We start from the raw sequence: 17,011 nt of genomic DNA, 5'->3' as shown, positions 1-17,011 counted from the left end.
CTTGAAAAGTCTTTTTTCAATCAATTGTCTGACTGCAGAAGCTGTTGCAGCCTGGCTGGGACGGAACTATATAATATTCCTTCATCCCGGCTGATTATTTTATCTCGGATAAGTTTGGCTAAAGCCTGATCCATAGTCTGCATTCCTTCTTTGGTGCTGACTTCAATGTTAGCTTGCAGGTCAAATACTTTTTCTTCACGGATCAAACGGGAAATCACCGGATTATTAAGCATTATTTCAAATGCCGCAATACGTCCACCGCTGATGCGATGCAATAGTTTTTGTGATAATACCGCTAATAGTACCTGGGACACCTGATAGCGTATTTGCCGTTGCTGTTCCGGAGGGAACACGTCGACTATGCGGTCAATTGTTTGGGCTGCGTCTACTGTATGTAAAGTGGCTATTACCAAGTGCCCTGTCTCCGCAGCGGTGATAGCGGTACTCATTGTATCCAGGTCACGCATTTCTCCGATCACCAGGACGTCCGGGTCATGTCGCAAATTATGGACCAACGCATTAGCAAATGTCCGGGTGTCATCCCCGAGGTCACGTTGACGGATCAAGCATTGTTTGTTAGGGAATAGAAATTCGATCGGGTCTTCAACGGTAACAATGTTTCTTTTTACTGTTTCATTCAGATGATTGATCATTGCCGCCAGAGTTGTTGATTTTCCGGTTCCGGCTGCTCCGGTAATCAGAATCAAGCCTCTTGGTTTAGTAATAAGTGATTTGCATATCTGTGGTAGTTCAAATTCATCAATTGATGGGATTTTAAATGGTATCGGTCTGACAGCCAAACTTATAGAGCCGCGTTGCCTGATGGCACTGATACGAAAACGGGCAATTCCGCTCAGACTGTAAGTGAAATCCATTTCACGACGGGTTTGGAAAACCGCCTTTTGTTCTTCGGTGGTTATGCGGTCAAAGATATTTTCGAGTTCCTGCGGTGTGAGAGGTGGGACTTCTGGCAATGGGATCAACTCGCCGTCTATGCGCAGTATCGGCACGCTGGGCACGGTCAGATGCAAGTCGGTAGCATTTCTAGCGACAATAAACTCAAGCAGTTTTTCCAGGGGAACCGTCATGGCTTTCCTCCTGATTAAAGGTAGCAGTCTGTTAAGTTGCCGTCAATAGTACCTAAGTATAGTTGAACAATATCATTAGTACTATTTAATTTACTGACTTGCGCCAATATTTAGAAACCAGAATAAATCAAAGATTGTTTATAAAGAAAGATTGTATGTGGAATCTGTATAGCGCATTGATAGTTGAAAACTTATAATTTATACGAAAAATATTTAAAGCAGATTAGGAATGAAAACACTTAGGGCTGACTATCTGCCCTAACTTTATTGATAGCTTCTATAACACCTCTTGTTACTGCTTTAGCTATGAGTTCGCCCAGTTTGACTTGTCCGGAAACGTAGAAACATCGATCGCCTGGACCAGGGACTATGCATATCTGGTCAGTACTTGTTCCTGTAGCCTGCCAATGAGGATTATAAGAACTTCTAATATCCAAATCCTGCAGAGCTGCTGTTTTAGCTTCAGTAATGGTTATGAAGCTTGAAGCCATTGCAGCCTGACTTAAACCTGCTGAAGTCAAAACAATTATGTTTATGGTGCCTATTTGTTCGGGATTTCCATTGTCAAACGGTTTATATAACCGCCCCCGTTCAATACCGAATGATTTATCTTTTCCTACCCTAATGGCGTTTGTTTTAACTCCAGCTGTTACCCATGCTTGTGCCCATTGTTCTTCGTAATTTTCCTCCACCATTACATGCTTGTGCATGTCTACTCCAGTGTATAGAAGAGCTGCTCGCTCACCAGGAACAATCTGACGCAACATTTCACGGTGAACTGAATTAGTATAACTTTCATAAGATCGTGTGGTGTTATCTACGTCTTGCCACGATTCTTTAGGATGATAACAATTAAGAACAGCTGTTACCTTACGGTATCCCTGATAGGCACAGAGGACGTTTGTCGGTGCAGGTAGATGTAAAACAAGTGTGTTTGCAGGACATCGCCAGACAGCATGATTCACGATCTCAGCATTGATGTCGTGAAATTCCCCTAAACGTTCACGTGAAATTATTTTAGACATTGATCTCATTATTATTATCCGTGAAGAGGCCTGGTTATATAATAGCGCCACCAGAATCGGATAACCCGTAACAATTCTCGTGGACTTTTATTGACCGGTAAATAAAAAGCGAACATTCCATGCTTCAGAGCAAAGCTGTTGCGCCGCCAGAAGTAATATTTCACCAAGTTATCCTTAAATCTAGCAGTCATTTCTTTAGGCACTTCACTCCATTGTATTCCGCAGTCTGGCTGAGAAATAAACGCTGCCCATTGTGCTGTTGTTTTTGGTGGTTTAAGCCCGTTAGCTACACAATAACGATACAATTCTGTGCCTGGATATGGTATATAACTTACATACTGGTATGGTGGATTGCCCAACTCTTTAATCAATCTTTTTGTGGCCTCAAAATCATCTATTGTTTCGGTGGGCAACTCTGAAATAAGATAAAGTTTAGGCAGTATCTTATATTTGACCAACAGCTTGAATGTTTCTTTGATGTCCTCAAGTTTAGCTGTTTTCCGGATAAATTGTAATAATCTCGGTGACCCGCTTTCTACTCCGAACCCAACTGAAGCGCAACCGCTTTTTTTCATCAGGCTAATATCTTCCTCAGTTAAGCCGGCGCGGGCGTCACAATCCCAGCGGATTTTCATTTTTTTTCGATTACTAATTTACAGAACTTGTGTAGCCTCGGTCTATTGTGGCAAAAATCATCTTCAAAAAAGCGGAATAAAGTGACCCCATATTTATTTTTAAGAGTTTCCATCTGATTAACTATGCGTTCCGCGGAAAACTCGCCTAATTGTCCTTTATGGAAGGGAGGATTGTAGCAAAAAATACATTGCGATGGGCAACCACGTGATGTGTTCAATGATTTTTCCCAGTAATCATCCATCGGAACCAGGTGCCAAGCGGGGTCTGGGAGTTCATCAAGATTTTTTATGAACGGCCTATCTGGATTAATGACAATTTGCCCATCTTTTTTGAATGCTAATCCTTTAATATCATCAAGATTGACGGGGTGGTTATTCTCAAGATGATCCACAAGTTCCAATAGGGTATACTCGCCTGGGCCGGCAATAACAAAATCCACATATTGCTCAGCAAGAGTCTGCTCAATCAACATGCTCGGATGAACATTACCCCAAACAATGCTAAGTTTTGGATCAAGACGTTTAAATTCTTTAGATTGCTCTATTGCCTCGTATATTATACTACCCACCGAAACAGAAAAGCCCACAAGCTGCGGTTGAAAATAGTGGTAATAATCCGTAGCTGTTTTAGCATCTATTTGTTGGTCCCAGATGCGCACTTCATGTCCGGCCATCTCGAGAACCGCCCCAATGTAAAGAAGTGAATTAGGCAACACGGTAGGTTGTAATGACCGGGTACCGAATAGGCTTTTGAATCTTTTTGCCGGGTTTACTAAGAGAATACGCATTAAGTGTTTACCTTATTTTCAACATGAATACAATGAAATAGCATTGATTACAGCTTTTAATGTTTAACAATATTTTGACGAAAACTCTATCTTAATTGACCTCTGATGCGACCTTCAGGGAGAGGCCGTGTGTTGAAGTACAAAAAGAATCGTTTCATTCCTTTTATAAGAGCCCCTGGCGTGGGTTTCAATCGAGTAAAATATAATGGCATATGACGCATCGCGAAACGCAAGGGGCGTAAAAAGTAGAAGTGTCGCAAATCATCGAGTGCCTTATCCAGCATTTTTGGTGGTACCTTCAAATAAGAAGGATTGATTGAGCGCAAAGTCAGTATATTAGCCCACTCGGCCAAATTGGCTGGTTCCTTCATTAAGCCTTCTTTAAGTATAAAATCATATAATGCAGTTCCCGGAAATGGCATATAAGGCATATATTGATAAGGTGGTTTGTCTAATCTCTTGATAAGGTCTTGAGTTTCATTGAACTCATCTATCGTTTCAGTAGGTATTTCGGCAATAAAATAGAGCCGTGGCATAATTTTATGTCGGGCCAACCGCTCGATAGTATCTTCAACCGATTTTACTGTAATGCCTTTCTTAATAAACTTTATTATTCTTGGGGAACCACTTTCTATTCCTAACCCAACTGATAGACACCCAGCCCGTGACATGAGAGCTATATCTTCATCGGCCAATCCAATCCTGGAATCACAATCCCATTGAACTGGCAATTTTCGTTCTATCATCAATTCGCAAAATTTACGCAATCGATTGCGGTTGCAGGTAAAAGTATCTTCAAAAAAACGGACAAACGTTATGCCATACTTCTTATTTAGATATTCGACCTGATTGACAATTCGTTCGGCTGATAGGTCACCGGAATAACCTTTATAAAAGAGAGGTGAATAGCAAAAAGTACATTTAGATGGGCAACCTCGAGAAGTGTTAAGTGATTTTTCCCAATAACTGAGTACATCTATCAAATGCCATGCAGGGTCAGGCAATTCATCAAGGTTTTTAATGAATTCACCGGCTTCATTGAAAACTATCTGACTACCATTTTTCCAAACCAGGCCTTTGATATCATTTATATTGGGAGTATCAATTTCAAGATGGTTTGCTAAGTCCAACATTAAATATTCACCGACGCCGATACATATGTAATCGATGTATTCTTCGGTGATAGTTTGCTCTGGAAGAACACTCGGATGGACATTTCCCCAGATAATTTTTACGTCTGGAAATAGTGACTTGAATTCTGTTGCTTGTTGAATAGCCTCGGTAATATTAGGCCCCGAAAGAACCGAAAAACCGATAAGCTGTGGGTTAAAATCGGTAAAATCGACAGGGTCACGAAGGTCAACTTGATTATCATAAATTTTTACTTCGTGCCCACCTTTTTCCAATACCGCAGCAATATATAACAAGCTATTAGGAAAAACACTGTGGCGGCCGAAGGCATCAAAATTTTTGCGAGCGGGATTGACTAACAGTACTCTCAAATATTAGCTCCTAAATTGGAAAAAGATGCATACAAAACTCTTCATTGCAGGTGGCGATATACTCCAGAAATTATCCACATCACCATGAATACGATAAACAGTATAACGAAAATAATTAATAATTCCACTCTCATATTATCCAGTATATCCGCTTGTTGACGCAAATTATGAAGAACAACTAAGATGTGTCGGATACTACTACAAAAGATTAGAGTCAAAAAAATAATGATGTTAAATAAAGACCTATTAAACGATTTGAATTCTGCCCAACGCAAAGCGGTTGAAGCAATACACGGTCCGGTTCTTATTGTTGCCGGTCCAGGCTCCGGAAAAACCAGAGTTATTACATATCGTATTGCGTATTTACTGAAAGTTGTGGGGGTAAACCCTCATCACATCATGGCGGTGACCTTCACCAATAAGGCTGCCAGGGAAATGAAAGAGCGCCTGGAAACACTGGTACCCGGTTCGGGTAAAGACGTCACCATGGGAACTTTCCATGCTATTTGTGCGGGCATCCTGCGTCGGGATGGCGAGCACATAAAAGTAAGGAAAGATTTTGTTATTTTTGATGCGGATGACCAAGAAAAACTATTGAAAAGGGTAGCTGAGGAGATTTCAATCGATCCCAAGCAATTTCCGCTAAAAAAAATAGGTTCTAAAATATCACATATAAAAAGTCAATTAATGACACCGGAAAAATTCCGAGAAAAATCACACGATTATTTTGATGAAATTGTTGGCCGAATGTATGAACATTATGAAAAACTTCTTAAAGCCAATAATGCACTTGACTTCGATGATCTACTATTGAAAACGGTGTTTCTGTTTCAGCGTCAGCCCGGAGTGCTCAAGCGTTACCAGGAGCGATATGTCCACATTATGGTGGATGAATTTCAGGATACTAATCTGGCTCAGTATCAATTGGTTAAATTATTATCAGCACACCATCGCAATATTACTGTGGTCGGCGACCCTGACCAGTCGATATATTCTTGGCGGGCGGCAGACCTGAGGAATGTATTTAATTTCGAGCGTGATTTCCCTGACCGTGTCAATCATTATTTGGAACAAAACTATCGATCTACCGCAAAAATACTGGAGGCAGCTTCCGGAATAATCGCTGATAATCTTGAGCGCAAGGCGATTAAACTGTGGACCGACAATAAATCTGGTGACCCGTTGTGCTCTATTGAAGCTTATAATGAGCAGGAAGAAGCCCAGATTGTTGTTCGAGAGGCCGAACGTCTTAGCGCATCAAAGCGATACCGCTTGTCTGATATGGCAGTTTTATATCGTACTAATGCGCAAAGCCGTGTTCTGGAAGAAACCTTTATCCGTTATGGTATTCCTTACAAACTAGTTGCCGGCACCCGTTTCTATGAACGCCGTGAAGTGAAAGATCTTATTGCGTATTTAAGACTAATTCATAATCCAGCTGACTCAGTCAGTTTGATGCGTATTATCAATACACCTCCTCGAGGTTTGGGTGAGCGTTCTATTATAGAAATGCAGGCGTGGTCGCGTCAGCAGGATCTAACCCTTTGGCAGGCAATAGAGATGGTTTTCGGTCAAGGCATTCAGACGTCACCGCTTAATTCCCGGGCGTCAGCAGCGTTCAATCATTTCTATAATGTAATCCATTCCTTGATTGAGATTAACCGCAGTAAGCCTTTGCTTGAGTTATTCGATGAACTGCCTGAAATTACCGGGTATAAAGCCTATTTAAAATCTCAACAAGATAGTCAGGAACGGTTGGAAAACATAGCGGAGTTACGGGCTGTTGCTGAACAATTCAATAACCTTCCGCCCGGTGAGGCTCTTCTGCATTTCTTAGAAAGTGTAAGTCTGGTTTCTGATTTGGATAACCTTAATGAGACTGAAGGCGGTGTAACCTTGATTACGCTGCATCAGGCCAAGGGGCTTGAATTTCCGGTAGTGTTTATTGTCGGTATGGAAGAGCGGGTGTTGCCTCATTTCCGTTCTATGGATGATTTATCCCAGATGGAGGAGGAGCGGCGTTTGTGTTACGTTGGGATTACCCGCGCGAAGCAAAGATTGTATCTATTACGAGCTTACAGGCGGAGCTTAATGGGAGCCAGCATGGTTAATGAGCCATCTCGTTTTCTGGAATCAATCCCTAAGCATTTAACGGTCAGTACTCTAGACCGTGCAGAATTTTCTGCAAGTCTTGCATCTAATAATAAGGTTTATAATAAACATGATGATAGTCTATGCCCCGTAGCAACTATGCCATCCCCAAATAGTTATAAGGAGCCGGGGTTTAAAACCGGGGATCGGGTAAGCCATCCCGTGTTCAATGATGGAGTGGTTATCAGTACTATGCCTGTAAAGGATGACCATGAGATTGTGGTTTCTTTTGAAACAGTTGGTTTGAAAAAATTACTATTCAGTATGGCCAGATTGAAAAAATTGTAAGTAAAGAAAGTTAAAACATAATCTTTACAGGATTTTCCTGTGTAAATGAGAAGCGCCCCGATTTGATCGGGGCGCTTCTCATTCTCCAGAAGGCGGGAACACTACTCTATGGAATAAATAACCTGTACGGTCAATGTTACTTCTGTTTCACCGGGTTGAATAGGAGTAGTTGCGTTATCTTTATCGATAGCGCCTGGGGTCTCGGTCCGTCCGCCTCCGCTTGACGTTTCACTCACGAAACTAACTTTTCCCAGGTCAACGCCGGTGACCCGGGCGATTTGTTCAGCTTTGGTTTTGGCGTCCAACAGAGCCAGTTCCCGGGCCTCTTCCAAAACCTGATTCAGGTCTTCTATACTAAAATACAGATTATGGACACGGAGTTTGTTACCACCGGAAATTGCCGCAACATCTATAATTTTTCCGGTATTATCAATGTCACGTATTTTGACATTAATAGTATTGGTTACCTGATAACCGCGTATATAACTGCGATTGGTGTCCTTGTCAGTTTCATATACCGGATAAACGCTGAACCCCTGGGTTTTAATATCTCCATCAGCCACACCCTCTTCTTTAATGGCGTCAATCACATTATTCATTGCCTGCGCGGCCTGCTCATTGGCTTCAGTGAGAGTGGATGCTTCTACCTGAATACCTAGTGAAAGATTAGCCGTGTCAGGTGTTACTGTTATCTTCCCGTTTCCGCTAACCCAGATACCGGTTTGTTGGTTTCCCGTGTTCGCAACGGGTGTTGAACTACACCCGGTTGCGGCGAAGCCTATCGTTAACAACATTATCATTGAAATGACTATCAATACAGGTTTTTTCATTCAACTATTCTCCTTTTTGGTTTATATGCTATATAACGACCAAAATACGGTTAGGATAGCCAGCAAAAAAGATTTTACTGGCTATTGAAGTCGAAGCTACAGATATCTTTAATAAACAGGTTGGCCACATTAATACTGAGTGAAGTTAGAAATGGTTATTTAAACAATTCCGCCCAAATAATGGCATCAAGGACAAGAGTGTGAAAAGCAAAATAACCACTGCCGACAAGGCCAAGTAGATAAGAAAGTCCGGTAGACCTGTGGGGTATTTTGAATATTATCCAAAATAGAATCAAGGAAGCAAAACCGACAATAAATAGAACAGTGCGGACAAGTAGCCATGAAAAGGTATCAGGGGAAGCCAGATAAAGATTTGTTAAAGGCATCCAAAACGCTGATGGAATCAGTATGGCTATGAACACGAGATGAAGAAAAGAATAAGTAAATCCGGTCTCAATAGAAAACCGGACAGGGTCCAACCTGATGACAATAAGATAAAGGAAAAGAAGATACCCTATTGCCGCCAGTGCCATGGATACAGCGTATAGCGGAATGATCTTTTCCGGAACACCGCCCCAAAGTGCGTCAGCTCCGCTCTCTTGAGAATTCAAAGCTAAAATATAACTGCCGATAACAGCTATTCCCCCGAGGAGATTAATCAACAGCAGCATTTTATTTGGCTTTGGCATATTATTTAGTCTTTTCTGATATTCTTATACCCACGACCAGAACCCCTGGACCTCCGTGCACACCAAGTCCGGCCCCCAATTCGGCAATAAGTATTTTCTTTTCATCTACAATTTCAGCTAAGAACTTTTTTAAATAGGTTGCCCTGTCCGCGACGGCGCTATGAGCTATAATAATTTCTTCTACGGGGGTATTACTTTTTACGAATGCGATTATTTTATTCAAACATTTATTTACTGTCCTTGATAAACCGGCACGAGTGATTTCTCCGTCATGAAAAGTCAGCAGGGGCATGACATTTAAAAATTGGGATGCGGATGCAATAGTCTTGTTAATCCGGCCACTGCGTGCCAGGTACTTCATGGTCTCAAACATGCCGAACATTTTAACCTGATTTACCGCGCTATTAGCCGCAGTCACTACTTCTTGGAAATTAGCGCCGGACATTGCTTTACGAGCGGCAGCGATAACTACCAAACCGAGTCCCGCGGAATTGAATTCGGAATCTATGATTTCTATTGGATATTGTTCTCCAATGGATTTCCGAGCCAGTCTGGCAGAATTATAGGTACCGCTTATCTTGGATGATATATGTATGGATACTATACCTTCATGAAGAGGAGAATGTTCATTGTATATTTTTAGAAAGTCCTCCGGGTTGGGTTGGGATGTAGCAGGATGAACATGGGATGTTTCAAGAATAGAGAAAAATTCATCTGTTGTAATATCCACTTTGTCACGATAGGTTTTATCACCAAAACGTAAATATATAGGAACAGTTGTTATATTTAAATTTTTAGCTAGATCTTCTGGAATATCCGCCGTGCTATCGGTTATTACCTTTATCATTAATACACACCTCACCAACAGCTACCAAGGAAATCCTGTGCTCTATTTCTAGATTATATAGCGACTGCTTTATATTTCATAATATTTTGGCATTTTACCATAGGTTGTTGACTGGGGAATCATTTCGATTTTCAAGGATAATCGCTTTGGTCGGACAGGCAGCGCGACAGATACCGCAGCCGTAGCATTTAAGCTGATTAACTCGAGTTACTCCTGAAGCGTTGCTATGTTCCAATGCACCGAAGTGGCATACCTTAAAGCAGTCCCTACAACCGCAGCAATCCACTTCATTAATCCTGGCGACATATTCAGCCCTGAATAAGACCGGAGTGTTCAAGTTTAAGCTGATGTTAAGAGCCTGGCAGTCGGCACGGTCGCAGTTGCAAATACCTCCTATGAAAGGAGTCATAAATGTCCAGATAGTGTGGCATAATCCGTCGTTTTCGTGTTGGCCAATGGCCCTTATAGCTTGCTGCGGTGTCATAACTTCCAAACCGGCAGTGTCCGGGCCATGTAAAAAAGTATCATCAATTTCGTTTAAAATTTCCATAATCCGACCGCCACCCGGTGAAAGGCTCAATCCATAGCAAAATCTTGCCTCTTTTCTGCTGAATCTGGCATGACGACATATACATTCAAGACGCACTACGGAGGTGGTTATGGAAAGAACCTTTTCTACATCCTCTATTGGCAAAACCTGCCCGAAATGATGTTTTTTCTGGCGGGCAGAGACAAGTGGTGTGACCAAGTGGTGAACAATCGCCGGCATTTTTTGCAGCCGCTTAAGATTTGATTCTCCGTTTAAAAGGCCTTCCGGATGTTGAAAGAAGCTTGTGATATATTGGCGACGTTTTATATCACTCAGCAATTCCTCCGAATAGTTAGCGGCATTCAGATACCATTTCTTTCCTTCGCCATGCTGGTGACAGAACTGACACATAACCTTACTTTAACTTCAGTGGGTTGTGAAATCAAGCAATTTGAACGTATATAATAGAAAACAGTATATAAATGTATTGACAAAGAAAAAATCAAAGTTATAATTAGACCAATTATTATCGGTCGGCTATGCTGATCGAACTAAATTTACAAAGGAGAAGGTTATGAAACACAGGTGGCGACCCAGGGCGAGTCTCGTGCTTGCCACAATTTTGGCACTGGCAATGTTCCTACCCGCATGCAACGGGGATACGGACCCCACCACAACTCCTACCACAACTCCTACTACTACCACTGATCCTAATGCTGATATTAAGAATCCTGATACCTTTGTCATGGCTACTATTGGTTTCCCTGATTCACTTGACCCGGCTTACGGTTATGATACTTCCAGCGGCGAGTCAGTTCAGCTGGTTTATGAGACCCTGATTACTTTTGATGGGGAGAGCACTACTGATTTTGTGCCTTTATTAGCAACCGAATGGACGGTTTCCGAAGATGGTTTGACTTATCGTTTCAATATCAGAGAGGGTGTGACCTTTCACAATGGGAACGAGCTAACACCCGAGGATGTTGAATACAGTTTCGAACGAGGGATGGTTCAAGACTATGGTGCAGGTCCCCAGTGGATGTTTTTTGAACCTCTTCTGGGCGGATACAGTTCGAGAGATATTGAACCGCGTCGTCCCTTGGAGCAAATTACGGATACCGTTGAAGTCGATGGAAATTGGGTGCAATTCAATTTAGCGACCCCTTATGAGCCGTTCCTGCAAATACTTTGCGGCCCCTGGGGTTCGATTGTTGACAAAGAATGGTGCATTGAGCAAGGGGACTGGGATGGAACTGAAGCATCATACGCCGAGCTCAACAACCCTGATGCCGGAGCATCTCCTCTGCAAGAGGTAATGAACGGAACCGGCCCTTTCTCGTTGGAAAGATGGGATGCTGGCGAAGAAATTTCCTTTGTGAAAAATGATGATTACTGGAGAGACCCGGCTAACTTTGAACGCGTAATCATAAAGACAGTAGAAGAATGGTCAACCCGTAAATTGATGCTGCAGAATGGTGATGTGGACTACGCCTATGTACCTCGGACGAATATTGCCGAGCTAGAAGGTGTTGAAGGCCTTACAATCATAAAAGACCTGCCTCAATTAACTGTAGATTCATTCTTTTTCCAATTCGATATTAACCCAGAGAGCACCTTCGTTGGTTCCGGCCAACTCGACGGAGCGGGTATACCACACGATTTCTTCCAAGATATTGATGTACGCAAAGGTTTTTCCTATGCCTTTGATTTCGGTACGTATATCCAGGACGCTATGGCAAGTGAAGGCGTCCAAGCCAACTCACCGGTGATTGAAGGGCTGTCTTATGCCAACCCTGACCTTGATACTAAATATAGCTTAGATTTAGAGAAAGCCGAAGAGCATCTTAAAGCGGCATGGGGCGGAGAAGTATGGGAGAAAGGTTTCACTCTAACTTTAGCCTATAACTCCGGAAATACTCCCCGAAAACTGGCTTGTGAAATACTGCAGGCGGGTTTGTTTGCCATCAATCCCAACTTCAAAGTCAATATCCAGGTAATGCAGTGGCCGACTTTACTTCGGGGAATGTACACCGGATTACTCCCGATGTTCCAGATCGGATGGCAAGCTGATTATTCAGATGCCCACAACTTTGCCGTACCCTATATGCACAGCCAGGGCACTTTCTCCGGCTGGCAGAACTACAATAATCCCGAAGCGGATGCTTTAATAGAAGAAGGTATCGCTTCAGTCGATCCAGATGAACGCCAGGCAATATACGACCAACTGGCTCAAATCTACTATGATGACGCACCGGGCATCTTGCTGGCTCAACCTTTAGGTCGGCGATATATACAGGATTGGGTTCAGGGATTTGTTTTCAATCCGGCTATACCCGGGGAAATGTGCAACATATATCTCCTGAGTAAAAGTTACGATTAGCGTCCTTTTACAAATATAGTTTGTGACCGGATATATATCAGGTGGCCCCTACTTCTTTAACCCCTCAAGGGGCCACCTGAATACTTTACAAGGTGAGCGATTTTGGAATTCAGAACTTACCTCATTCGCAGAATAGCTATGCTGGTGCCCGTTTTATTCGGGGTTACGCTTATGATTTTTGCATTGTTGCAGCTTTTTTCGCCCATCGAAAGAGCAGCTTTATATGTCAGAAATCCGGCTCAATTTCAGCACATCGATGAAATCATCGAAAAGTATGGACTTAATGCTCCACTCTGGGAACAATATGTTACCTGGATGGGTGAAATTTTTCAGGGTAATTTCGGGTGGTCTCGAGTGGTTTCCATGCCGGTCTCCGATGCCATACTGAATTTTTTGCCGGCTACACTTGAATTAGCGATTTTTGCTACGCCTCTGATTGTTATCGGGGGCATCTTTCTAGGGTCTAAAGCAGCGGCTCACAAAGATAAATTTTTGGACCATGCCACCCGTTTTGGAGCAATTGTTGGCTGGTCATTACCTACCTTTTGGTTCGGCTTGGTACTCCTGATGGTTTTTTATGGTGTTTTCGCCGGATTACTGCCGCCTGAGAGGCTAAGTACCGAAATGAACGTGGTGGTTAATTCAGCGGAATTTACACGCTATACCGGTTTGAATTTTTTGGATGGGATTATCAATAGTCGCTGGGATGTTTTTTTAGATAGTTTAAGGCACATGGTATTACCGGTAATTACACTCACCGTGGTTAATCTTGCTTTCATCATGCGGCTGATGCGTTCCAGTATGCTGGAATCACTTGGAAAAGATTATGTTGTAACCGCCAGAGCTAAAGGTTTGGATGAGAATACTGTTGTTAATAAGCATGCCAGACGGAATGCTTTGATCCCGGTGCTTACGATTTCCGGTTTTCTTTTTGCTTCGCTAGTCAACGGTGTAGTTATAACGGAGACAATTTTTAATTACAAGGGACTTGGATGGTGGGCTTGGCAGTCGGCGGTACAAATAGACATCCCATCAATATTAGCTTTCGCATTATTCAATGGCGTTTTGTTTGTAATTACAAATATGCTGGTGGATTTATTTTATGCTCGAATTGACCCCAGGATTAGAGTCGGGGGGAAATCAGCGTGAAAGGTCTAAAAACTTTTTTTAATCGACTAAGAAAAAACCCTCTTTCGTTTGTCGGTATAGTCGTTATTTTTCTGTTTATATTAGTTGCTTTATTTGCTCCGTTTATCGCTCCGCCGCCTGAAAATCACGTTAATGAATATATGATTCCGCGTGACGGGTTTTCCGTAACACCTGAGCCACCAAGTGAAGAGCATATCTGGGGTACTACCCAAGGTCAATACGATGTTTTTTATGGGGTTATCTGGGGCACCAGGACTGCTTTTCAGATTGGGTTAGTGGTTATTGGTTCTGTCATGGCTATAGGCATTGTGCTGGGCAGTATTGCCGGCTATTTTGGTGGATTAATTGATGACATAATCATGCGTATTACCGATATTTTCCTGGCCTTCCCATCACTGATACTGGCAATGGCCATAACTATCGCCCTGGGTCCTAGTATTACCAGCGTTATGCTGGCGCTTATCCTGGTATCCTGGCCCAGTTATGCCCGTCTTATAAGGGGTGACATTTTGGCGGTAAGAGAAGAAGATTATGTAAGCGCGGCCAGAGGGCTCGGCAGTTCAAATTGGAGGATAATAACCAAACACATATTACCAAATTCTATTTATCCAGTCCTGGTGATGGCTTCATTAGAAATTGGGGCGGTGGTTTTGGCTGCGGCGGCGCTTAGTTTTTTGGGACTCGGGGCACCTGAAGGGTATACCGACTGGGGCCAAATGATTAGTTTTTCCAGAAACTGGATTACCGGTACCAATGAAAGCGTGTTTGCCTACTGGCATACGGTGATGATTCCGGGCGCTTTTATTTTCCTCTTCGTATTGGGATGGAATCTGCTGGGTGATGCGTTCCGCGATATTCTGGACCCTCGAATGAGCAAAAAACGATGAATGAATTATTGAAGATACAAGATCTGGTAGTCCGTTTTCATACTGAAGAAGGGGTGGTCCAGGCGCTTAACGGTATTAGTTTTACCATTGGCCGTAAGGAGACCGTTGGTTTAGTAGGTGAGACCGGATGCGGAAAAACGATGACGGCTTTTTCTATTCTGAGGCTTATTCCTCCGCCAGGAAAAATTGAGGGAGGGAGCATCCTGTTTGATGCAGGTGAAGGAAATATTAAAGATATCCTGGCCATTAAAGAAAAAGAGGTTCGTAAACTAAGAGGCAATTGTATATCCATGGTTTTCCAGGAACCAAGTTCGGCGCTTAATCCGGTATTTACTATTGGTGACCAAATCGCCGAGGTGGTACTTGTGCATGGCCGTCGTGAAATGGCACAGCGGGCTTTGGCTTCGGTTGTTGCTGATTTGCAGGGGCATGGCTTGAAATCGAAATTATTAAAACCATTCAGGTTGATCGAAAAGTATCTGTATGGAACCATTGGCAACAAACCCAAAGCCTGGTGGCCGAGATTGGTTGGTCGAATTCCGCTTGTCAGGGGACTTCTTTGGCGTTTGGAAGCTGAAGCACTGGAAAAGGCGGTATTCATGCTGAAAGAAGTGGATATTCCGGATGCCGAGCGGGTTGTTAAATCATATCCGCATCAGCTTTCAGGTGGTATGAAACAGCGTTCCGTTATCGCTATGGCACTGGCGCATTCGCCTCAGCTTTTGCTGGCTGATGAACCGACTACTGCCTTGGATGTCACTATACAGTCACAGATACTAGTTTTATTGAACAAGTTGAAGCATGAATTTAACTCTTCAATTTTATATATAACCCATGACCTTGGAGTAGCATCAGAGATATGTGACCGCATTGGGGTAATGTATGCCGGAACTTTGGTTGAGATGGCTACGGTGGAAGAGATATTCCTTAAGCCACTGCACCCATATACTCGAGCCTTACTTGCGGCAGTGCCCAAACCGGGAATTAAGCCTTTGTCCATTGAGGGATCAGTTCCAGACCCAATTGAGCCGCCTTCCGGGTGTAGATTTCATCCCCGTTGTCCTCGAGCTTTGCCGGAATGCAAACAGAGCATGCCTCCCTTGGTTGAGGCATACCATGGGCATTCAGTAGCCTGTTTTAATTTAGGAGAAGACTTTGGAAACACTGGTTGAAACTCGGGAATTAAAAACACACTTTCCGATAGTCAAAGGTTTATTACGACGTACCGCCGGTGCAGTAAAAGCGGTGGACGGAATAAACTTGAAAATTGTTAAAGGACAATGGCTGGGGTTAGTAGGTGAATCCGGCTGCGGTAAAACTACGTTAGGAAAAACGTTGGTGCGTCTCATAAATCCTACCTCTGGACATATTTATTTTGGTGTTACCGATGAAATAAAGAGCAAAATAGAGAATTGGGAGATGAATAACTTCCGTTCAGCTGAATTAGAAAATACTCGAAAAAACAATGACGCGGCATTTTTCAAGGGTAAAAAGCTCAAAGCCTTACGTAGACAGGTACAACTGGTTCACCAAGATCCTTATAATTCCCTCAACCCTAGAATGAAAATCCGGGACATCATCGGGGAACCGTTAATTGTACACCGATTGATGAAATCCGCCGAAAGAAAAGAGCGAGCGATTGAGCTGATTGAGCAAGTGGGGATGAACAGCAAGCATCTCACACGCTATCCTCACCAGTTCAGCGGCGGGCAACGTCAGAGGATAGCGATTGCCCGGGCACTAGCTACTAAGCCGGGGTTTTTGGTTTTTGATGAACCTACTTCCGCTCTTGATGTGTCGGTGCAAGCGCAGATACTTAACCTGCTCCAAACACTTAAAGCTGAAGAAAACCTGACATATCTTTACGTTACCCATGATTTGAGGGTGGCGGAGAGCGTTTGTGATTCTATTGCCGTGATGTATCTGGGTAAAATCGTGGAAATAGGCACCGCTACTGAATTGTTTAGTTCGCCGCGTCATCCCTATACCCAAGCTCTAGTTCAATCTACACCTATACCAGACCCGACCCGTAAGCGCGGACGTATAATACTGCCGGGTGAAGTACCAAGCCCGGAGAATCCGCCATCCGGTTGTGTTTTTCATCCCCGCTGCCCAAAGGCTTTTGAAGCATGCTCCAGGGTTGGTCCACTTCTTGCTGATTGTGGTGACGGTCATTCCGCGGCTTGTTTGTTGTATAAGACTTCCTGGCCGGATACCGATTAG

15 protein-coding genes are annotated in these 17,011 nt (G+C 43.1%); 6 read left to right on the top strand and 9 right to left on the bottom strand.

What is annotated here, in order from left to right; genetic code table 11:
• Positions 1-20 precede the first annotated feature (20 nt).
• From ACZ48S_RS06060 to ACZ48S_RS06040, 5 genes are all read right to left on the bottom strand, one after another.
• Positions 21-1,088 carry a type IV pilus twitching motility protein PilT gene (locus ACZ48S_RS06060; protein WP_464211733.1) on the bottom strand — a complete coding sequence of 356 codons (1,068 nt, stop codon included), beginning with the start codon at positions 1,086-1,088 and terminating at the stop codon, positions 21-23.
• Positions 1,089-1,327: 239 nt separating this feature from the next.
• Positions 1,328-2,113: an adenosylcobinamide amidohydrolase gene (locus ACZ48S_RS06055; RefSeq protein ID WP_464211732.1), complete on the bottom strand. Its 786-nt coding sequence runs from the start codon at positions 2,111-2,113 to the stop codon at positions 1,328-1,330.
• A gap of 14 nt (positions 2,114-2,127) precedes the next feature.
• A complete protein-coding gene (locus ACZ48S_RS06050; RefSeq protein ID WP_464211731.1) occupies positions 2,128-2,748 on the bottom strand; it encodes a B12-binding domain-containing radical SAM protein in 621 nt (206 codons plus the stop codon).
• The gene (locus tag ACZ48S_RS06045) at positions 2,745-3,536 is read right to left on the bottom strand and encodes a B12-binding domain-containing radical SAM protein (RefSeq protein ID WP_464211730.1); all 792 of its coding nucleotides are present in this window, start codon (positions 3,534-3,536) and stop codon (positions 2,745-2,747) included. The genes ACZ48S_RS06050 and ACZ48S_RS06045 overlap by 4 nt, the downstream gene beginning before the upstream one ends.
• A gap of 86 nt (positions 3,537-3,622) precedes the next feature.
• Entirely contained in the window at positions 3,623-5,038 is a 1,416-nt protein-coding gene (locus ACZ48S_RS06040) for a B12-binding domain-containing radical SAM protein (RefSeq protein WP_464211729.1), read from the bottom strand.
• A gap of 228 nt (positions 5,039-5,266) precedes the next feature.
• Here ACZ48S_RS06040 and ACZ48S_RS06035 point away from each other — a divergent pair, with 228 nt between their 5' ends.
• Positions 5,267-7,477, top strand: a complete 2,211-nt coding sequence (locus ACZ48S_RS06035; RefSeq protein ID WP_464211728.1) for an ATP-dependent helicase — start codon at positions 5,267-5,269, stop codon at positions 7,475-7,477.
• 101 nt (positions 7,478-7,578) lie between these two features.
• Here the strand turns inward: ACZ48S_RS06035 and ACZ48S_RS06030 are convergent, their stop codons facing one another.
• The 4 genes from ACZ48S_RS06030 to ACZ48S_RS06015 form a co-directional block, all read right to left on the bottom strand.
• Entirely contained in the window at positions 7,579-8,307 is a 729-nt protein-coding gene (locus tag ACZ48S_RS06030) for an SIMPL domain-containing protein (protein WP_464211727.1), read from the bottom strand.
• Positions 8,308-8,462: 155 nt separating this feature from the next.
• On the bottom strand, positions 8,463-8,996 hold the full coding sequence (locus ACZ48S_RS06025) for a hypothetical protein (protein ID WP_464211726.1): 534 nt from the start codon (positions 8,994-8,996) through the stop codon (positions 8,463-8,465).
• 1 nt (position 8,997) lies between these two features.
• On the bottom strand, positions 8,998-9,843 hold the full coding sequence (locus tag ACZ48S_RS06020) for a DegV family protein (RefSeq protein WP_464211725.1): 846 nt from the start codon (positions 9,841-9,843) through the stop codon (positions 8,998-9,000).
• A 94-nt stretch (positions 9,844-9,937) separates the two neighbouring features.
• Complete coding sequence (locus tag ACZ48S_RS06015; RefSeq protein ID WP_464211724.1) at positions 9,938-10,612, bottom strand: 4Fe-4S dicluster domain-containing protein; 675 nt, start codon at positions 10,610-10,612, stop codon at positions 9,938-9,940.
• Between the two features lie 334 nt (positions 10,613-10,946).
• Between ACZ48S_RS06015 and ACZ48S_RS06010 the strand changes: the two genes are divergently transcribed.
• The 5 genes from ACZ48S_RS06010 (at position 10,947) to ACZ48S_RS05990 (ending at position 17,011) form a co-directional block, all read left to right on the top strand.
• Positions 10,947-12,752: an ABC transporter substrate-binding protein gene (locus tag ACZ48S_RS06010; protein WP_464211723.1), complete on the top strand. Its 1,806-nt coding sequence runs from the start codon at positions 10,947-10,949 to the stop codon at positions 12,750-12,752.
• Positions 12,753-12,854: 102 nt separating this feature from the next.
• Positions 12,855-13,901, top strand: a complete 1,047-nt coding sequence (locus tag ACZ48S_RS06005; protein ID WP_464211722.1) for an ABC transporter permease — start codon at positions 12,855-12,857, stop codon at positions 13,899-13,901.
• Entirely contained in the window at positions 13,898-14,788 is an 891-nt protein-coding gene (locus ACZ48S_RS06000; protein ID WP_464211721.1) for an ABC transporter permease, read from the top strand. The genes ACZ48S_RS06005 and ACZ48S_RS06000 overlap by 4 nt, the downstream gene beginning before the upstream one ends.
• Entirely contained in the window at positions 14,785-15,960 is a 1,176-nt protein-coding gene (locus tag ACZ48S_RS05995) for an ABC transporter ATP-binding protein (RefSeq protein WP_464211720.1), read from the top strand. Before ACZ48S_RS06000 ends, ACZ48S_RS05995 begins: the two co-directional genes overlap by 4 nt.
• Positions 15,944-17,011: an ABC transporter ATP-binding protein gene (locus ACZ48S_RS05990; protein WP_464211719.1), complete on the top strand. Its 1,068-nt coding sequence runs from the start codon at positions 15,944-15,946 to the stop codon at positions 17,009-17,011. The genes ACZ48S_RS05995 and ACZ48S_RS05990 overlap by 17 nt, the downstream gene beginning before the upstream one ends.

This window comes from Dehalogenimonas sp. NIT-SK1 (genome assembly GCF_055384165.1).
This window is presented reverse-complemented; position numbering and strand designations above follow the sequence as displayed.